15 protein-coding genes are annotated in these 17,325 nt (G+C 45.0%); 9 read left to right on the top strand and 6 right to left on the bottom strand.

The features are described 5' to 3' along the window. Window positions 1-145: 145 nt before the first annotated feature. The 6 genes from ABH09_RS07290 to ABH09_RS07265 form a co-directional block, all read right to left on the bottom strand. Window positions 146-1,339, bottom strand: a complete 1,194-nt coding sequence (locus tag ABH09_RS07290) for an HD domain-containing protein (protein WP_253713904.1) — start codon at window positions 1,337-1,339, stop codon at window positions 146-148. A 66-nt stretch (window positions 1,340-1,405) separates the two neighbouring features. Continuing rightward, a complete protein-coding gene (locus ABH09_RS07285; RefSeq protein ID WP_162663680.1) occupies window positions 1,406-2,206 on the bottom strand; it encodes a hypothetical protein in 801 nt (266 codons plus the stop codon). Between the two features lie 6 nt (window positions 2,207-2,212). Beyond that, on the bottom strand, window positions 2,213-3,904 hold the full coding sequence (gene recN, locus ABH09_RS07280; protein WP_253713903.1) for a DNA repair protein RecN: 1,692 nt from the start codon (window positions 3,902-3,904) through the stop codon (window positions 2,213-2,215). A gap of 21 nt (window positions 3,905-3,925) precedes the next feature. After that, window positions 3,926-4,777: an NAD(+)/NADH kinase gene (locus tag ABH09_RS07275; protein ID WP_162663678.1), complete on the bottom strand. Its 852-nt coding sequence runs from the start codon at window positions 4,775-4,777 to the stop codon at window positions 3,926-3,928. A 9-nt stretch (window positions 4,778-4,786) separates the two neighbouring features. Further along, entirely contained in the window at window positions 4,787-5,809 is a 1,023-nt protein-coding gene (locus ABH09_RS07270) for a DegT/DnrJ/EryC1/StrS family aminotransferase (protein ID WP_253713902.1), read from the bottom strand. Between the two features lies 1 nt (window position 5,810). Next, on the bottom strand, window positions 5,811-6,284 hold the full coding sequence (locus tag ABH09_RS07265) for a chemotaxis protein CheW (RefSeq protein WP_044016249.1): 474 nt from the start codon (window positions 6,282-6,284) through the stop codon (window positions 5,811-5,813). Between the two features lie 139 nt (window positions 6,285-6,423). On the opposite strand from ABH09_RS07265, the gene ABH09_RS07260 reads away from it, so the two are divergent. From ABH09_RS07260 to tsf, 9 genes are all read left to right on the top strand, one after another. After that, on the top strand, window positions 6,424-7,323 hold the full coding sequence (locus ABH09_RS07260; RefSeq protein WP_253713901.1) for a patatin-like phospholipase family protein: 900 nt from the start codon (window positions 6,424-6,426) through the stop codon (window positions 7,321-7,323). Beyond that, window positions 7,320-7,700, top strand: a complete 381-nt coding sequence (locus tag ABH09_RS07255) for a NusG domain II-containing protein (RefSeq protein ID WP_162663676.1) — start codon at window positions 7,320-7,322, stop codon at window positions 7,698-7,700. The genes ABH09_RS07260 and ABH09_RS07255 overlap by 4 nt, the downstream gene beginning before the upstream one ends. A gap of 317 nt (window positions 7,701-8,017) precedes the next feature. After that, a complete protein-coding gene (locus tag ABH09_RS07250; RefSeq protein ID WP_253713900.1) occupies window positions 8,018-9,517 on the top strand; it encodes a lipoprotein 17-related variable surface protein in 1,500 nt (499 codons plus the stop codon). 61 nt (window positions 9,518-9,578) lie between these two features. Then, a complete protein-coding gene (locus ABH09_RS07245; protein ID WP_253713899.1) occupies window positions 9,579-11,684 on the top strand; it encodes a formylglycine-generating enzyme family protein in 2,106 nt (701 codons plus the stop codon). A 461-nt stretch (window positions 11,685-12,145) separates the two neighbouring features. Then, complete coding sequence (locus ABH09_RS07240; RefSeq protein ID WP_253713898.1) at window positions 12,146-13,870, top strand: proline--tRNA ligase; 1,725 nt, start codon at window positions 12,146-12,148, stop codon at window positions 13,868-13,870. 89 nt (window positions 13,871-13,959) lie between these two features. After that, on the top strand, window positions 13,960-14,697 hold the full coding sequence (locus tag ABH09_RS07235) for a DUF2715 domain-containing protein (RefSeq protein ID WP_253713897.1): 738 nt from the start codon (window positions 13,960-13,962) through the stop codon (window positions 14,695-14,697). 99 nt (window positions 14,698-14,796) lie between these two features. Next, a complete protein-coding gene (locus ABH09_RS07230) occupies window positions 14,797-15,381 on the top strand; it encodes a Maf family protein (RefSeq protein WP_253713896.1) in 585 nt (194 codons plus the stop codon). Window positions 15,382-15,516: 135 nt separating this feature from the next. After that, entirely contained in the window at window positions 15,517-16,401 is an 885-nt protein-coding gene (gene rpsB / locus ABH09_RS07225; RefSeq protein ID WP_162663671.1) for a 30S ribosomal protein S2, read from the top strand. 84 nt (window positions 16,402-16,485) lie between these two features. Next, on the top strand, window positions 16,486-17,322 hold the full coding sequence (tsf, locus tag ABH09_RS07220; protein WP_253713895.1) for a translation elongation factor Ts: 837 nt from the start codon (window positions 16,486-16,488) through the stop codon (window positions 17,320-17,322). Window positions 17,323-17,325: the final 3 nt, after the last annotated feature.

The following is a 17,325-nucleotide window of genomic DNA, read 5'->3' as shown; positions in this document are numbered from 1 at the left end:
CATGGATGTACAACAGTTGAAGATGGTTCAAATGGTCTCACAACCTATATTATTCTGCGATTTTGATCTATCTGTCTGAAGCAATTACCCTTCTCCTAAACTAAATAAACTGTGCGAAATTTTGTTCAAAATTTCGCACGAACGATTAACGGTATGATGCAAAAAAGCTTTCTAGGGAAAAGCCGTTGATGACGGTGTTTTTTCCGTAGTGGTGCAGGATATTTGCCCTGCCTTCTTCCAGCTGTTCGGAGCGGATGCCGAAGTTGATGGAGCTGTCGGCTTCTACAAAGGCTGCGATGTGATCTGCTGCACGGATCAGTTTACCGTCAATCCCGCAGAACTCAGGCGCCGCGTATGTTGTATTTAGCTCTTCGCTTGTTATGCAGCGGGTTTCTCCGTCCAGTTTAATCCGGTTTTCAAATTCATCTTGAATAAAGTACAGTACCTCTTCGCGGTAAAAGTCGTCCATCAACGGGAGCAATTCCTTCGCGACGATTTCATCTTCAATATGCTTAACCACTTCGGGTAGCCGATCGGTTGCCTGCTTTACCGGAGAAATAATATCGCGGGTAACCGCTTCCGGTAAGTCGTGGAACAGCGCTGCAAAAAAGTTCATCGCAAGCCGGTGCGGCGCCAGCTCGAGCGTGCGGCTCATTAAGAAAACCAGCGCGGCAACAAAGTACGAATGCCCGAGTACTGTCGTTGCCGGTACCCGCGGCGTTTGGTTCCAGCGGGTTTGGAACCGTAGCTTTTCGATCTCCGTAATAAAATAATACGGTTGCTGTCGTGTCACCAAAAGCTGCAAACCTGTTAAGTCCATAAAATCGGCGATGTCTGCCTCCAAGCATTTGTCGATTTCAGTCAGCCGGAAAGGTTCGTTCACCATGCGGATCATATCGAGTTCTCGTATGGCCGAATATTTATGTGCAGCGCGCAGCACTCGAAAACTTATATCCGTAGGGTCAGCCGGGTCAAAAAGGTAGGATGCAAACTCATCAAGAAAAAGCGGATCGGTGATAATTGTCTTGTATTTATCAAGTACCCAGCGATTCAGTTTTTTATATTCTTCGGGATATTCCGAGCGGATAATGCGCTGCACCGGAGATTTCATATCGCAGAGTGCGATGCGGCGCAGCAGTTCAAAGAACGAATGGTTAATGATGGTAAGCCAATTGACCGTTCTTCCGTTCTTTTCTTCATATTTACCGATGATAAAACTGAGGAACATTTTTTCCGCCGTCTTGTCCATTTCGACAATATCGAAGGGGCGGACTAAATCGTTCCACCGCTGAATGGAAAATGCTTCAAAGAGTTTGAATACTATTTCTTTCGTGAACATTGTTATTCCTCTTTCGCCTGCGTTATAGGGAGCCTCCGAAAATCCGGCAAATTTTTTCAAGATGCCCTATGCTTTTTTCCGCTTCTGTAAATCTTTTTCCATCTTATCGGACCATATTCCAATTTGCCGTTTTACTTCTTCCGCTGCGCTTCGTTCGTTCAGCAAAATGTGCATACGCCGTGCAGCTTCCAAATACTGAATGGCAAGCCTGAAATCTTCTATACTGGAAGTCGCCGTTTCGTAGCGTGCACGGTATTGATCGGCTGCTTGCAGTAATAGTTTTTTTACCAGTTTAAGGTGGAACATCGTACTTTCGTAGTCGGGAGAACGGGGATCAAAGCCTGTTTCTGCAGTATCCTTTAAATCGAGGATATTTTTAGCAACTGTTGCGTATCGTCCTTGGAGTTCTACAAACGACCACTTCCATTTGGTATTATCGCTGTATGCTCGAATGACGAGATCTATCACCAAGCCTAATTTTCTGATTAAATAAAACCGCTGTTTTTGGGGTACGTGTTCAATCTTGCGTACTTTTTCTTCATAGTCGGAAAAAGGAGCGTCGATAAAGTTTGAAACAATTTCTTCAAGATTGATAATGACCTTATATATGGCCTTTCGCGCTTCGTTGAGCAGCGTTTCATTTTTTTTACCTAAAAAAGAAACTGCTATTTGATATTGTGCTAAATAGAGCGTTACCATATATATCAACTCGTCGACAAGCATGATTTTTTTATACATACTGCCTTCAGGGTCTCTTGCGGTAAGCTCGGTCATCGCTTTTTCCTGTTTGAGTATTTGATTAATTTCCTCTTGATAGTAACGGAGTTGTTCTTCGTATATATTGGTACCTTGCTGTGGACTATCCATATCGTGTTATCCTATGCTTCCTTGCCTTGATAATAGCTCTTTTGCATGAATACGTGAAGCGGCACTCACCTCATCGCCTGCGAGCATCCGTGCAATTTCTTCAATACGGGCTTCTCCGTCTATTTGCTGCGCCGATGTGCGGCTTGTATGTTCGGATTGTATTTTCAGTATCTTAATATGAGTATCGGCAGCGGCGGCAATAACCGCAAGGTGTGTAATGCATAATATCTGTTTATTGTCGGACAATCTTTTCAGATGTTCTGCAACGGTGCGGGCGACCTCTCCACCGATGCCGGTATCGATTTCATCAAATACCAGGGTATCCGCTTCATCGGCAGCGGTTAGAACGGTTTTCAGCGCCAGCATGACGCGCGAAAGTTCACCACCCGACGCTATTTTGTTGAGCGGTTTGACCGGCTCTCCCGGATTGGTGCTGATTAAAAATTCCACCGAGTCAAACCCGTAGAGACCGGCAGTCTGCTTATTTCCATTCGGTTCGGCTGCCGTAACCTGCACGGTAAATACCACCTTGGGCATACCGAGGCGGGTGAGGGTAGTTTGAATGTTCTGTTGAAGATCCGCTGCGGCAGCTTTCCGCTTTTGCGACAGGGCGGTACCGGCTGCAAACAGTTTTGCTTCAAGCGCGGGGACTTCTTTTTCCAGAGCGGTTTTATCCTGCTCGCTTTCGTCGAGAGAGTCCAGCTCCGTGTGTGCGGATTCCCGATAGGCGAGGATATCCTTGATGGTTGCACCGTATTTTTTTTTGAGCTTATTGATAAGGGAAAGCCGCTCTTGCACCTGTTCCAACCGGTCGGGATCAAATACGAGTTTTGAAAGATACGAGCTGAAAAATTCGCCGATATCCTGCATTTCGTAGTAGGCGTTTTCTATCCGCTCGGCATATTCGTGAACGGCGGGATCGATAGCGGCAACGCTGTCGGAGATATGCTGTAGTTTTTTAAGCTGCGGTACAATGCCCTGTTCTTGTGTACAGAGGTTTTGCAGCGTCTCAACCTGCTCATACAGTTTTTCGTACTGGCAGAGCTTTGTTTCTTCCGCCTCAAGCACCTCGTCCTCGTCCGGTTGTAACCGTGCATTGTCGATTTCATCGATGACGAATGCAAGATAGTCTGTCCGTTCGGTACGCTCTTTTTCGGAACGGCCGATCGTTTCCAGCTTTGCTTTTATTTCGGCGAGGCGGGTATAAAGAAGGCTGAATGCCCGTACCTCATCAAGGATTCCTGCGTAGGAATCCAAAAACCGGCGGTGTTCCGCTGTTTTAAAAAGAGATTGATGGTCATGCTGACCGTGGATATCAACTAAAAAGGAGGTGAATTCTTCAAGTTCGGCACGGGATACTTGCGTGTCTTGAATCCAAATACCGCCGCGGCCGTTTTCTTTCAGTGTGCGTCGCAACAATATCCGATTGTTTTCCGGTTCTATGCCGCGCTCGTCAAGCCATGCGGCGGCTTCGGGATGGGTATTCGCAAGGTAGAATGTACCGGACACCGCCGCTTCGGCAGCGCCCGTGCGGATAATATCCGCGGTAACCTTCCCGCCGAGTAAAAAGCTGAGCGCTCCGATCAAAATTGATTTTCCGGCTCCTGTTTCTCCCGACAGCACATTCAAATGAGCGTTAAAATCGAGAGAAAGCTCGTCGATAAGCGCAATATTTTTTACCGAAATGGTTTCGAGCATATCAACCTCCGCGCCGCAGTGTTATTCCTGCAACGGACTTCCCGACCACGCTAATTTTGACCGGAGCGCCGTGTAAAACGCTTCCGGTGAGCACCCGATGAGTTTTAATCGGTGGCGCGACATCTTAATTTCAATTTTGTCGCCTTCGCAGAGCGGAAACAACTCCTGTCCGTCTATAGATACAATAACATCTTTTTGACGATTATGCAAAACCTCAATACGCATCGTACCGGAAGCAGGTAACACGACCGGCCGGTTTGACAGGGAAAATGCCGAGATGGGGGTAAGAACAAAGGCGGCAACAGTCGGATCCATAATAGGGCCGCCGGAGGCTGCCGAATATGCGGTAGAACCGGTCGGGCTCGACACGATAACGCCGTCCGCCCGATATACGCCGAAAGAGATACCGTTAAAGGAAAGTGCGAGGTTTATCAGCTTTGCAATACCGCCGCCTGAAACAACCACATCGTTGAGCGCATCGAAGGAGCCGACGCATTCGCCGTTACGATACACGGCGGTAGAAAGCATCAGCCGCTCGTGGTGTTCCGCATTCCCTGCGAGGTATTCTCCGAGCGCTTGCTTCCAATGTGCCGGTTCAACGCCCGCAATAAAGCCGAATTCACCGAGGTTAATGGGAAATACCGGTATTTTTTTCGGTGCACAGTACCGCGCTGCAAACAGCACCGTACCGTCCCCCCCAAGGCTGACGGCAAAATCATACCGCTTCCGTATCGGTTTTGCCGGTGGTAAGCCGTCATATTCATAGATATCCGCTTGAATCCGGTTTTCTTGCAAAAAGCAAAGAAGCTCCTTGGACATCTCCGCTACGTGCGGCTTATAGGTTGTTAGGATGATAATGGCATTCTTTTGCATACGTGTCCGTTACGGCAGTGTTCCCAATACCTTTGCAATCTTCGCTGCATTATTGAGGCCGAGCCGGGGATAGAGCGGAAAGAGTACCGTCCGAAGCAGAAGTGACGCCGCATTGATACATGTATTTTCTTCTTTTAAAAAGTCCGCAATAGAATTGGTAAAGGCAAGCTCTATCTCAATATCTTTGCGGTTAACGTATTGTTTTACATCCTTAAAGCCGCTTTCCAGTATCACCGGAAAGGAATAAACGGGATTTTTTACCGCTTCGGAAAATACGAGCGGCTTATGCCTTGTCTGCAAAAGCGCACGGAGATACAGCTCCCGCATTTCATCGCGAAGCTGGAGATTTTTTTCCATATTTTTAAGCTGCACAAAGGCAAGCGATGCATTAATGTCAGGCAAAAAATCGGTTATCGGAATAGTTTCTGCCATATTTTTTAGTACGGAGGCATTGCGCCGCTCTGTAGCAATCAAGATACCGCCGCCGCCGCCTGTTAAAATGTCGCGTTCTTCGAGCCCCAGTATCGCAAACGAGCCGAACGTCCCTGCCCGCTTTTCTCCGTACAGGGCTCCGGCGCTTTGGGAAATATCTTCGATAATCGGAATTGAAAGAGCTGTAAACGCTTCCATATCGGGGACGTTGCCGAGTGTTTCATGCAATACGAGCACTCTACCGCCTTGCTTAATTCCTTCTTCAACCGCCTCGAGCGTAACCAAGCCGGTCAACGGATCGACATCCAAGACAATCGGTGTAAATCCGTTTCGTACTACTTCGATATATTGCCACGAAGGGGCGAGTGCTGACAATAAAATACCCGCCTTTTCAGGAAGGTCGAACATCTTCAGCGTATAAACTAATGCCATCGCCGGGCTGCGTAAAGCAAGAGCACCTTCCGCCCCATAGAGTTCGCGTACCAACTTAATGAGTTTTTGATTCATCTCGCCCGGGCCGATTTTTTCTTCAACCATGCAAGTGAGTACGGCATCCATTTCCGAGCGGCGGATGGTAGAGCTATAAACAGGTATCGGCATGCTAGAAGGTGGTAAGTTTTTGTAATTCTTTCGGATTAAACAATCTGCGGATATCCAATAGGATAAGATAGCCGGAGTCTTGGCGGATAACCCCATTGATATATTCGGTGCCGATACCGGTAATCATCTGGGGCGGCGGCTGAACATCTTCTTGCCGTACCATAACGACACGTGCGATGCGGTCAATCACAATACCGATTTTATATTTTCCGATTTTAAGGATGATAAACCCTCCCAAATATTCATCGTCACCGTCCAAATCCGCCTTTTTAAGATGAAACCGTTTATGCAAACTGATAATCGGTATAATTTCATTTCTCAAATGGAAAAAACCTTCGACGTAATACGGTGCATTCGGAATCTGTCGGACTTCTTGAACCTTTACTATCTCTTTTACATCCATTATATCGACACCGTAAAGCTCTTCACCGAGCTGAAAGGTAACCAATTGAAACTGCGCGTCAGTAATCGCCATATCTATCCTCCGCTAAAATTGATAACGCCGAACGTATTGCAAAGATACTATAATTTATAACTTTCTTCAAGCAGGGTATCATCATAGGACAATCGCACTATAGGCGTATATCGCATTTTTTTGTATACTACCAGTTACTATGAAATGGGCACTCGTGTTATCCGGAGGCGGAGCTGCAGGCCTCGCTTATATCGGTTTTTTTAAAGCACTTGAAGAATTAAACTTTCCTAAGCCTGACTGCATCGTCGGCTGCTCGATGGGATCGATTATCGGCGGTTTATATGCAAGCGGAAAATCGGTTCGGGATATGGAAGCTGTTTTCGAGCAACCCTTCGATGTTAACCGCTATGTAGGCGGCAGGCACATTCCGCTTTTTAAACACGCGCTTAATCAGATTATTCAATACGGTACATTGATTACCCGTATGCTTTCCGGCACGGGGGCGGATTCGGGTGAAAAAGCCCATAAATTTTTTCTGGAACTTTCCGGTTGCAAATCTTTTAAAGACTGCAGCATCCCTTTTTTTTGCAATGCCTTGGATCTGTGCAGCGGTAAAGAGGTCATTTTACAGTCAGGTCTTTTAGCAGATGCGATGCGAGCGAGCGCTTCTTATCCGGGGCTTTTTATTCCCGTTAAGCAGCAAAAACAAATGCTGATCGACGCTTGTGTGATGGATAATACCCCCGTATGGGTTGCCCGCAACCAGGGCTATAAAAATATCCTTGCTCTCACCTTCGGTGCACTTGAACCGGTTACCGCTTCCGAATTGGATACCTCGATTGCAGTATTGACGAGAACGCTTGCCTGTACTACCGCTCATATTGCATTGCAACCGAATGAATACCCCACGGCGTTTATCAATTTGACAAGTGCTCGTTCTTCCCATGATTTTTCCAATCCCAAAAAACAGATCGAGTTCGGATATCGGAAAACAATGGATAACAGGGATTTGCTGCAAACTTTTTTTGCAAAAGGTATTAACGGTAAAATACAACGAGCACTTTTAACTCGAAAAACAAGAAAAGAGTATAGCGTATGATTCCTATTTTTCGCCGTTTGCGTGTTTTTGATTATCTTATTTTTGCTTCTATTATTACCGTTTCCCTGTGGGCGGGCTTTTTCCTCTATACCGGAAAGAATCACATACAGCGGCTGGTGATTGAAACGCCAAGCGGTAAATGGATATACCCGCTTACCGAACCGCGCACGGTAGTTGTACCCGGTGCAATCGGCAATACTACCATCCGGATAGAACATAATACCGCCTTTATCTCCGATTCGCCGTGTCCCAATAAAACCTGTGTGAATGCTGCGGCACTCAAAAAAGCAGGGGATTGGAATGCCTGTATGCCTAACAGGGTTTTTTTGCATATTGAAGGCGATACTTCCGAAGATATGATTCTGCCGCAGAACTAAAAATCGGTATTATTCCAAAAATCTAAAAAAATATGCTTTAATCTGCTTGATTCATTCACAGAAATCCTATATAGTTACCGTGTAAGTTAAAAAGATATCCGTGGAACGGTCTTTTTCAGTAGCTGGTGGCTTAAATTACAATAAAGCCATTCGACATCTCTATTACAAATACGTTTTTATTATCAAAAGTTATACAATTGTTGGGGCATTGACGGGGAAACCGGCTAAGGGCATCGTTTGCCTTTTGGCAATTCCTATAGGGTAAAACGAAAGAACCGGGCTTTAAAGGCCGGGAAATATTTTTTAATGAGGTATAAATGAAGAGACTAATACTCTGCATAACAGCGGTGATAGCTATCGGAATGACAAGCTGTAATTCACCGTTAGATCATAAGGGGTCATCGGAAACACCAGGTGTCCCATCTACTCCTCCGCAAAATCCGTATGAATTGGTTGAAGCGGATGTGTTTGAGGCGTTCTGCTTAACAAAGGGCGAGCAATCCCCGTTTGAAGCTGCCGAAAAAATTAATTCGGGAAATTCAATTCTTCCTTCAATTGTGTTTACGCAAAAAGAAGTTACCGCCTATGACGACGAGAAGGGAACCTTTACCGTAAAAGTAAAGGGTACGAAAAACGGAAAAGAATTTGAAAAAGAAATGACGGTAAACGGCTTTATCAATCCGTATAATGCTCAACCGTGGATCATAAATCTTTCAGATAATAAGGGGCAGCTGAAGCTCGAGGAAGGTATTGAGCATAATTATTCAATCGAAAAATATGTAGAAAAAGCGAATACAAATATTCCAGACTTTTTTAAAGCACCGTTTACTTTTTCTTTCGAGAAGAATAACGGAATTTCCGTTACACTCGGCGATTTTCCCCAATATAAGCTGACCGCTACACTTGCAAAAGAAGGAACGGATAAAATTAAAATTGTACCTGTGTATACGGTAAAAAATCATAAAAAGACTGCCGGCGGATCGGATACGGTAACGACAAAGGAATACAAGGATTTTACCCATTTATCGGAACTGCTGACAAAAAGTTATTTCACCCCAAAAGACGTGTTTGAGTATGTTTTAAGCAAAACGGACGACAGTGTTATAAAAGTGTATCCTAATGAATTCGCTTCGTCTTTTTATGCGCTTGCAAAACAGACAGGAGGTTCTCCCGAAGCTCTTTTTGACGATAGTCGCCTTGAACCTTATAAAACACGGTATCAAACTAAAGATGTCGGTGAATATATGCAGCTTGATATTATGTGCGGTATAAGCAATCCCAAAACCGGCGGCATTAACGCGGACGATTATAAAGGTGAATTGACGGTAAAGTTTTGCATTGCAACACAGGAACAATTGACAAACCAAGGAGAAATTACGGCGATAAAAACGATAACACGGTCAGATTATGCAAAGATAACAAATGCAGAGGAATTAAAAAATCAGCTTTTTTTTAGTATGTCATCGAAACCGAATCCGTCAGCTGAAGCTATAAAAACTTGGAAAAGGAAACCGTTTGACCGCGTTCCTTTGCTGCGTATAGGCGATGACGGGGCTGTTGTGCTTGCCTCCAATCCGCTTCCCGACGACCCCAATAAACCGTTTTGTTTATGTGTAAACGGCGAGGCAACGCTTTCAAACTACTTGGGCTGCAAAGCATACGGTGCTTCAAAAACAAGAAACAATAAAGTTATTTTTATTGAAAATATTCAGCTGCAAAAAACATCCGGTGAAACGGATCTTCAAGTGAAAGTTCAATTAATGGGTTCCGGTTCCGTATTGACGCTGACAACTAACCCGGGGCCGGCATATCAGTAAAATCATCTGCCGCCCATAATAAAGGCGGACTTACACATTATACAAGACACGAGGAGAGCTTATGAAAAAGATACTATTGACTATAGCAGCGGTGATAACGCTTGCGGCATTTTTTGCAGGATGTAAAGGCCCCAATACTCCCTCAAAGGGAGGAGGGGCGTCTTCCCAGCAGCAGGGCGGCAGCTCAACACCTGAGAAAATAACGATAACGGTTGCGGGTGATAGAAATGTTGAGTTTAAAACAGCTAATCGATCCTTCGAAATCGATAAAGACAAAACATGGGCTGATGTAAAAACCAAAGCTGAGAAACTCATCAAATATAAGCCCGGTTATGAAAACGATACATGGAAACTGAACGGAGTTTCAGGTACGGTTATTGTGCCTACGTATAAGTTTGAAACGAGTACGACCGTCTACGCCGTGTCGAAGCAGACTTCAGCTCCTGCGCCTGAGAAAATAACGATAACGGTTGCGGGAGATGAAAATGTTATACTAAAATCCGATCCCACGTTTAAAGTACAAAAAGGCAAAACGTGGAATGATCTGAAAACCGAAGCGGAAAAGAAAATTCAAGGCTATAAAGATAATAACTATAAATTTAAAGAATGGCGGCTTACCGATAGTACAGGCGCACTTTTGAATAATAGCTATACAGCTCTGTTTGACAATGATACGACCGTCTTTGTTGTGGCTGAACCTATAATGATAACACTTACTATTACGGGGGATCATGTTGATATAGATCCTCCTGCTTCTATTGAAGTTCAAAGGGGGAAGAAATGGGGCGATGTTAAGGATCTCGCAAAAGGTCTGCTCCGTTACCACCCAAATTATGAATTCAAACAATGGAGAAAAAATAACTCAAGCGGAGCGGTATTGTCAGTGGACAATCTTCCTTTAGGAAGCGCTATGACAATATATGCGGAACCAAAACAGATAAACGTTACTATCACGATAAAAAACGGCGGTTATGTTCAGTTGGCAGCAGATCCTAAAATTATAAAGCCGTATGGTGTAACCTGGGGAGCAATAAAAGACGATGCAAAAGCGAAGATAACTTGCGACCAAGGCTATGTGTTTGCTGCATGGAAAAAAGACCGTGCGGACGGAGACGAATTGGCAGATGGTGATAAGTTTGAGGAAGACGCCGAGGTATATGCAACGACGCAAGCCGTTCCCGTTTCCGAAGGGGTAAAGGTAACACCGCCTACAGGAGGTATTACCGGACACGCTGTTTTACCAAATACCTTGCCCGGCACTGACGCCACATGGAAAGGTGTATTCATTGACGGACGCACGGTCAAATTAAGCGAATATACAATCGGTAAATACGAAGTAACGGCGGACTTATGGCTTACCGTATATGAATGGGCAAAAGAAAACGGCTATGAATTTGAAGAGCTTCCTATCCCTGCGAAAAGTAATAAACCTATGACAAATGTAAGTTGGCGTAACTGTATAGCATGGTGCAATGCCTATACCGAAATGAAATACGGAGATACTGAACATTGTGTATATCGTGAAAACTCTTCGCCTGGTGCAGCCGCAGTAAAAAGTGCTCATGATCAAGACGCGGATGGAGCCTATTTTGACCAATCCAAAAAAGGCTTCCGTTTACCGACCGAAGCCGAATGGGAATACGCCGCCCGTTATCAGGGTGCCGATAGTACAAATGCCGAACTATACGGCTCTGTCTATTTAACCAATTTAAATTCTGCAAGCGGGGCAATAAAACCCATCGGTTTTGAAGGGATGACTGGGGCTCCAAACTTTACCGACTTATACACTGAAACTGCACGGGTCGCGGTTTTTAACAAGTATTACAATGGTACCGACTTTGTAGAACAACCTACTCCCGTAACCGGATTATCCGATGTCGGAAAACAAGCGCCGAACAAACTGGGGCTTTTTGATATGAGCGGCAACGCTTCCGAATGGTGCTGGGATAGGTATTCTACAACACTATCTTCCGGTTTGGTAACGGATCCGACCGGTTCCGCGTCAACTGCCGATACCAAACGCGTTTTGCGCGGCGGCAACTGGTCATTATCAGATAAGCCGGAAACAAAAAATGCCGTATACGGCTGTATGACCGGCAAACGCGATAGCGATAGTTCCGGCAAAAAATATCCCAATGTAGGCTTCCGCTTAGTCTGGAAAGAGTAGCCGGTAGTCATTTCCCAACGCGGACGGTTTGTTCGTGTGTGCAGGGATTCCGTATGTTTTTATTCGTGCGGAATCCCTGTTAGCCTCTATATGCTCTACTTTACATAAAAAAAGAAATTCTATATGCTTCCACTCTGGTTTAAGACAGTGAGGTATCAGGGCAATCGTATCGGAGATATTTCAAGCGGTTGCATTCCTTATTGTGCGAAATTTTTTTAAAATTTCGCACAGTTTATTTTAGAAGAAGGGTAATCACATCAGGCATATACATAAAAATTGCAGAATAATATAGGCTGGGCGACCATTTGAGCCATCTTCAACTGTTGTACATCCGTGTACAACAGTTGAAGGCGAGTTTTGTGTATGCACAAAACATCGCATGGCAGTTCTAGTAGAATGGTCTCCATTATTCTGCGGGAGTGTAAAAGAGTCTGATGAGATTACCCTGAGTGAGGCATAGTGTGAAAAGATCTCAAACTTTTATTCCCACATTACGGGAAACACCTGCGGAAGCAGTCGTTGTCAGTCATCAATTATTATTACGCGCCGGAATGATCCGTAGATTGGGGAACGGGCTGTTTAATTATCTGCCGCTCGGTTTACGGGTGTTCAGAAAGGTTGAAAATATCGTACGGGAGGAAATCGACGCTACCGGATGTTTGGAGTGTAAAGCTTCGGTTGTTGCTCCGGGCGAGATTTGGCAAGAGTCCAAGCGCTGGTACACGATGGGAGACGGGCTTTTAAGGATGAAAAACCGCCTCGGTCAAGATCTCGTTGTCAGCCCGACAAATGAAGAATCATTTACCGCCCTGATGCGGTACGAGCTCGGTTCGTACAAGGATTATCCGCTTTCGGTGTATCATATTAATACAAAATACCGGGATGAAATTCGTCCCCGTTACGGATTAATGCGCGCCCGCGAGTTTACGATGAAAGATGCGTATTCTTTCCATACGAACGCTGACTGTCTTGATAAAACCTACCGTTCATTCGGTGAAGCATACGAAAAGATATTCCGCCGTTTCGGTTTAAGTATTATACGGGTTCGGGCGGATTCCGGTTCTATGGGAGGCAGTGGCTCCGAGGAATTCATGGTTGAATCCGCAATCGGGGACGACACGCTCATCCTTTGCCCGCAGTGCCGCTATTCTGCAAACGAAGAAAAAGCCGCCTGTGCACCCGATCCCTACACCGAACTTCCCGAGACAGCGGAAAAATGCACGAAGCTGCCGACACCCGATGCCCGCACAATAGAGGAATTAGTTGCGTTCTTGCACACCTCGCCGAAAGCATTCATTAAAACCCTAATCTATCATGTAAAAGATTCCGAGGTTATCGACTCGGAGTTTGTTGCAGTGTGTATCCGCGGTGATTTGGAAGTAAACGAAGCAAAATTGACAGCAGTACTCAAAGCTGCGGAAGTTGAACTTGCCTCCAATGCGGACGTTGAAGATATTACGGGTACCGTAGTCGGATTTGCCGGCCCTATCGGTTTAATCAAGGCTCCCGTATTGGCTGACGAAAGTGTCATGCTGATGCATGATGCCGTAACCGGTGCACTGGAAAAAGATATGCACTATATTCATGTTGAACCGAAACGGGATTTTGCTCCCACGATGGTGTGCGATGTCCGGATCGTCAAGGCAGGCGACCTCTGCCCCTTGTGCAAAACGCCGTTTTACAGCAAAAAAGGTAATGAGCTTGGACACATCTTCAAACTCGGTACAAAATACACCAAAAGTATGAATATGACTTACCTTGACGAAAGCGGTCAACAGCAGTATCCTTTAATGGGTTGCTACGGTATCGGCATCGACCGTGCTCTGGCATCGATTATCGAAGAGCATCACGACGATAACGGAATTATCTGGCCGATGAGCGTTGCTCCGTATCATGTCGGTATTGTACCGATACAATATGAAGGAACCATGAAGGCCGTTGCTGACCGGCTGCACGATGAACTCACGGCTCGCGGTATTGAAGTATTGCTGGATGACCGTTTGGAACGGCCGGGGGTTAAGTTTAAGGATATGGATCTCATCGGCTTGCCTATCCGGCTTGTCATCAGCGATAAGAAACTGCCTAATATTGAATTTAAGTTCCGTTCGGATGAAGAGTCGATGAATATGCCGCTTGAGGGTGTTATCGATTATGTTGTGCAACGCGTTCAGCGCGAATTAAAGTAGGTATGGGGGTGTCTCTCTGATCTAAACGAATTGGGATGTAAGAGAGTACCGCATTATAGTAATCATGAAACTCTAAGGAGGGTTGTGTTATGAAAAAGAAGATTTTATGTATGTTTATCGGTTTAATGCTTATGGCACCGTTCGTGTTTTCCGAGGGAGTCGGTTTTTCGGCACAAGTGAGTCCTGTCGGATTTATGAATTTTAATGTGTGGACAAAGTATGATAAAGATACTATTGCTCATGCCTCTACAGAGGTAAAAAAAATATTCAAAGACTATGATAAGTTCTTTCACGACGGCTATAATATGTATGCCTTAGGAGCTGATCTTAGAATAAGCAGTGCGTATCTTACCCTGAATGTGGGACTTCCCCGTCAAATTACTATCGATGATATAAAAAATTTCGGGGGAACATTAAATAACAATTCGTTTATTTTTAACGGACAGCTTGGTTGTGGGGGAACTTTCTTTAAAGATTCTCCCATCAATTTATTCGTTGGGGGCGGTGTAGGATTTGATATCATCAGAACAACAAGAAATATTCCGGCAACAGCATTAGCTTTGGCTGGCTGGACAGAAGACCGCCTCATTGGTTTATTGGGACTCGGTCTTAATGTCGGGGTAAGCTTTTACTTTCTGCCTCATGTAGGTATTTTTGCGGGCGTTACGGATAATCTTTCGTTCATACAGGTATCTAACCAACAGTATTATACTCATGGTACTGTTTCTGAATACTTACAGAAGGGTGTTAAGGATGCTAAACAGGCGGTATCCGGGCTCTTGGCAAACAATTTTACCGCGCGGTTAGGAATTGCTTTTAAGCTGTAGAGATCTCGAGAGCAATATATTTGCCGCATTGCGTGTGCGCTTAATTCTGATTTCTTGTCCTGCTTGTCTTTTTATCCTTCCTTTCGTATACTGTTATGAATGGAACCGATTATTCTTGCATCGAAGTCACCCCAGCGGCAGGACATCCTTAAGCGTTTAAACATTCCGTTTATCAGTATCCCGTCGGAGGCCGATGAATCTGTCGCCTCCGATCTTCCTCCCGAAAAAGCGGTAGAACAGATTGCATTGCGAAAGGCAGAAGCAGTGCTCCGTTCCCCGCTAAAAATCAATACACCGTGGATTATATCCGCCGATACGCTTATCTTTTCTAATGGTACGCCGATGGGCAAACCTGCCGATATCGATGATGCTCGTAAAATGCTGCAATCGTATTCAAATACGGCGCATAAGGTTATAACGGCGATTTGTTGCTATGACGAAAAATTACAGCACATTTCAACCCGAATCAGCAGTTCTCAAGTGTTTTTTAAGGCATTATCAGAGGCCGAAATCGATTGGTACCTGAGTACCGGGGAATGGCAGGGTGCTGCAGGAGGATACCGTATACAGGGAACCGCAGCTTGTTTTATTACAAAAATAGAAGGTTCATACAGCGGAATCGTAGGCTTGCCTATTTATGAGTTATATGATATTTTGACGGAGCACGGCTACAGCTTTACCTAAGGACAGTGGCCGTGTAAATATCCTAAAATGCAGAAAGAAATTTCTAAAATCTCACTACGTTTTTAGAAACGCCCTGAATGCATTTTTAGAGAAATAGAGAAGGATGGGCTTTAAAAAGCTCGTGAAGGAGTAACCATGGCAGTAGTAACCATGAAAAACCTGCTTGAATCCGGTGTCCACTTCGGACATCAGGTAAAGCGCTGGGATCCGCGAATGAAAAAATACATTTTTGCGGAACGGAACGGTATCCACATTATTGATTTGCAGAAAACCATCACTGCAATCCGTGAGGCGTATGATGCGGTACGGAAGACAACCGCAGCAGGAAAATCGGTCTTATTCGTTGGAACTAAAAAACAAGTACAGCAAACCATTGCAAAAGAAGCTGAACGCTGCGGTATGTTCTATGTTAATAACCGCTGGCTCGGCGGAATGCTGACAAACTTTTCTACCATCAAAAAAAGCCTCGCTCGTCTTAAGAAAATTGAAAAAATGGAAAATGACGGCACCTTTGACAGCCTGACTAAAAAAGAAGTTGCCGTGCTGCAGAAGGAAAAAGCCAAGCTCGAAAAGAACCTCGGCGGTATCAAAGAGATGAAAGAGCTCCCGGGCATCATCTTTATCATTGATACACGAAAAGAAACTATCGCAATCAGCGAAGCCCGCCGCATGGGAATCCCGATTGTCGCAGTAGTCGATACAAACTGTAACCCTGAGGGTATTGATTATCCGATTCCGGGTAACGATGATGCTATCCGTTCGATTTCTTTATTCACTCAGATTATTGCAAATGCCGTTATCGAAGCTGATAACGAAAGCGGCCTCAAGATTATCGAAAATCTTCAAGACGGAGATGAAGGATTCAGTGATTCCAATATCGATCCGTATCAAGATCGTGAAGATGAAGAGATTACCGATTATTCCAACTATACTCCTTCAGAAAAGAACGATCATGAAGAAGATTCGGATGACGGAAGCAGTTCTTTAATTGATGAAGATGAACTATACGGCGACCGCTAAAAAGGATGTATAACCTGCCGCTGAAAGATACGCATACTTTCGGCGGTATCTTACTATGCACAAAGATTTAAGGAGAAAACAGTTATGGAAATAAAAGCATCTGACGTAAAGGCACTGCGCGAAAAGACCGGCGCCGGTATGATGGAATGTAAAAAAGCTCTGCAAGAATGCAATGGTGATGCAAAAGAAGCGGAAAAATACTTAAAAGAAAAAGGTCTTGCCGCCGTTGAAAAGCGGGCAAGCCGCGCGACCAGCGAAGGTATCATTGTTGTTAAAACTACCGATTCTAAAGCGGTAATGGTGGAATTAACCTGTGAGACCGACTTTGTCGCAAAAAATGCCGATTTTATCGCAGTCGGTGATAAAATCGCAGAAACCGCTCTTGCAAAAGGCTATACCGATGTTCAAAAAGAATTGAGCGATATGGTGCTCGATCTTGCGACCCGTGTACGTGAGAATATGGGGTTACGGCGCTTAACTGCCGTACAAGCAGGCAGCGATGAATACATTGCCCATTATGTCCACTCCGACAAAAAAACCGGTGTTATCGTTGTGTTAAAATCAGATAAGTCTGCCGTATTTGCCGACAAAGCGTTTCAGGAATTTGCGTATGACTGCTGTCTCCATGCGGCGGCATTTACCCCGCTCTATGTAAAGAAAGAAGATGTCGATGCTGCCTATATCGACGAGCAGCTTGAGGTATTCCGCGGACAGGTTGCTGAATTGCAGAAGCCCGACAATGTAAAGGAAGGAATTGTAAAAGGTAAGCTGAATAAGCATTTGGCTGAAATTTGCTTCCTTGAGCAGGCCTTTGTTAAGGACGATAAGGTATCCGTAGCGGCAAAGATGAAGGAAGTCGGAAAGCAGCTCGGTGCCAACATCAGCCTTTCAAAGCTTGTGCTGTGGCAGCTTGGCCAATAGAGG

The organism is Treponema sp. OMZ 803, assembly GCF_024181165.1.
Taxonomy (GTDB): domain Bacteria; phylum Spirochaetota; class Spirochaetia; order Treponematales; family Treponemataceae; genus Treponema.
This window is presented reverse-complemented; position numbering and strand designations above follow the sequence as displayed.

What these genes read in the sequence shown, in the direction of transcription:
- ABH09_RS07245 (WP_253713899.1), top strand. Translation starts at nt 9,579, where the DNA reads ATGAAAAAGATACTATTGACTATAGCAGCGGTGATAACGCTTGCGGCA.
- ABH09_RS07235 (WP_253713897.1), top strand. Translation starts at nt 13,960, where the DNA reads ATGAAAAAGAAGATTTTATGTATGTTTATCGGTTTAATGCTTATGGCA.
- ABH09_RS07265 (WP_044016249.1), bottom strand. Translation starts at nt 6,284, where the DNA reads ATGGCGATTACTGACGCGCAGTTTCAATTGGTTACCTTTCAGCTCGGT.
- ABH09_RS07275 (WP_162663678.1), bottom strand. Translation starts at nt 4,777, where the DNA reads ATGCAAAAGAATGCCATTATCATCCTAACAACCTATAAGCCGCACGTA.
- recN (WP_253713903.1), bottom strand. Translation starts at nt 3,904, where the DNA reads ATGCTCGAAACCATTTCGGTAAAAAATATTGCGCTTATCGACGAGCTT.
- rpsB (WP_162663671.1), top strand. Translation starts at nt 15,517, where the DNA reads ATGGCAGTAGTAACCATGAAAAACCTGCTTGAATCCGGTGTCCACTTC.
- ABH09_RS07285 (WP_162663680.1), bottom strand. Translation starts at nt 2,206, where the DNA reads ATGGATAGTCCACAGCAAGGTACCAATATATACGAAGAACAACTCCGT.
- ABH09_RS07270 (WP_253713902.1), bottom strand. Translation starts at nt 5,809, where the DNA reads ATGCCGATACCTGTTTATAGCTCTACCATCCGCCGCTCGGAAATGGAT.
- ABH09_RS07290 (WP_253713904.1), bottom strand. Translation starts at nt 1,339, where the DNA reads ATGTTCACGAAAGAAATAGTATTCAAACTCTTTGAAGCATTTTCCATT.
- ABH09_RS07255 (WP_162663676.1), top strand. Translation starts at nt 7,320, where the DNA reads ATGATTCCTATTTTTCGCCGTTTGCGTGTTTTTGATTATCTTATTTTT.
- ABH09_RS07250 (WP_253713900.1), top strand. Translation starts at nt 8,018, where the DNA reads ATGAAGAGACTAATACTCTGCATAACAGCGGTGATAGCTATCGGAATG.
- ABH09_RS07230 (WP_253713896.1), top strand. Translation starts at nt 14,797, where the DNA reads ATGGAACCGATTATTCTTGCATCGAAGTCACCCCAGCGGCAGGACATC.
- ABH09_RS07260 (WP_253713901.1), top strand. Translation starts at nt 6,424, where the DNA reads ATGAAATGGGCACTCGTGTTATCCGGAGGCGGAGCTGCAGGCCTCGCT.
- tsf (WP_253713895.1), top strand. Translation starts at nt 16,486, where the DNA reads ATGGAAATAAAAGCATCTGACGTAAAGGCACTGCGCGAAAAGACCGGC.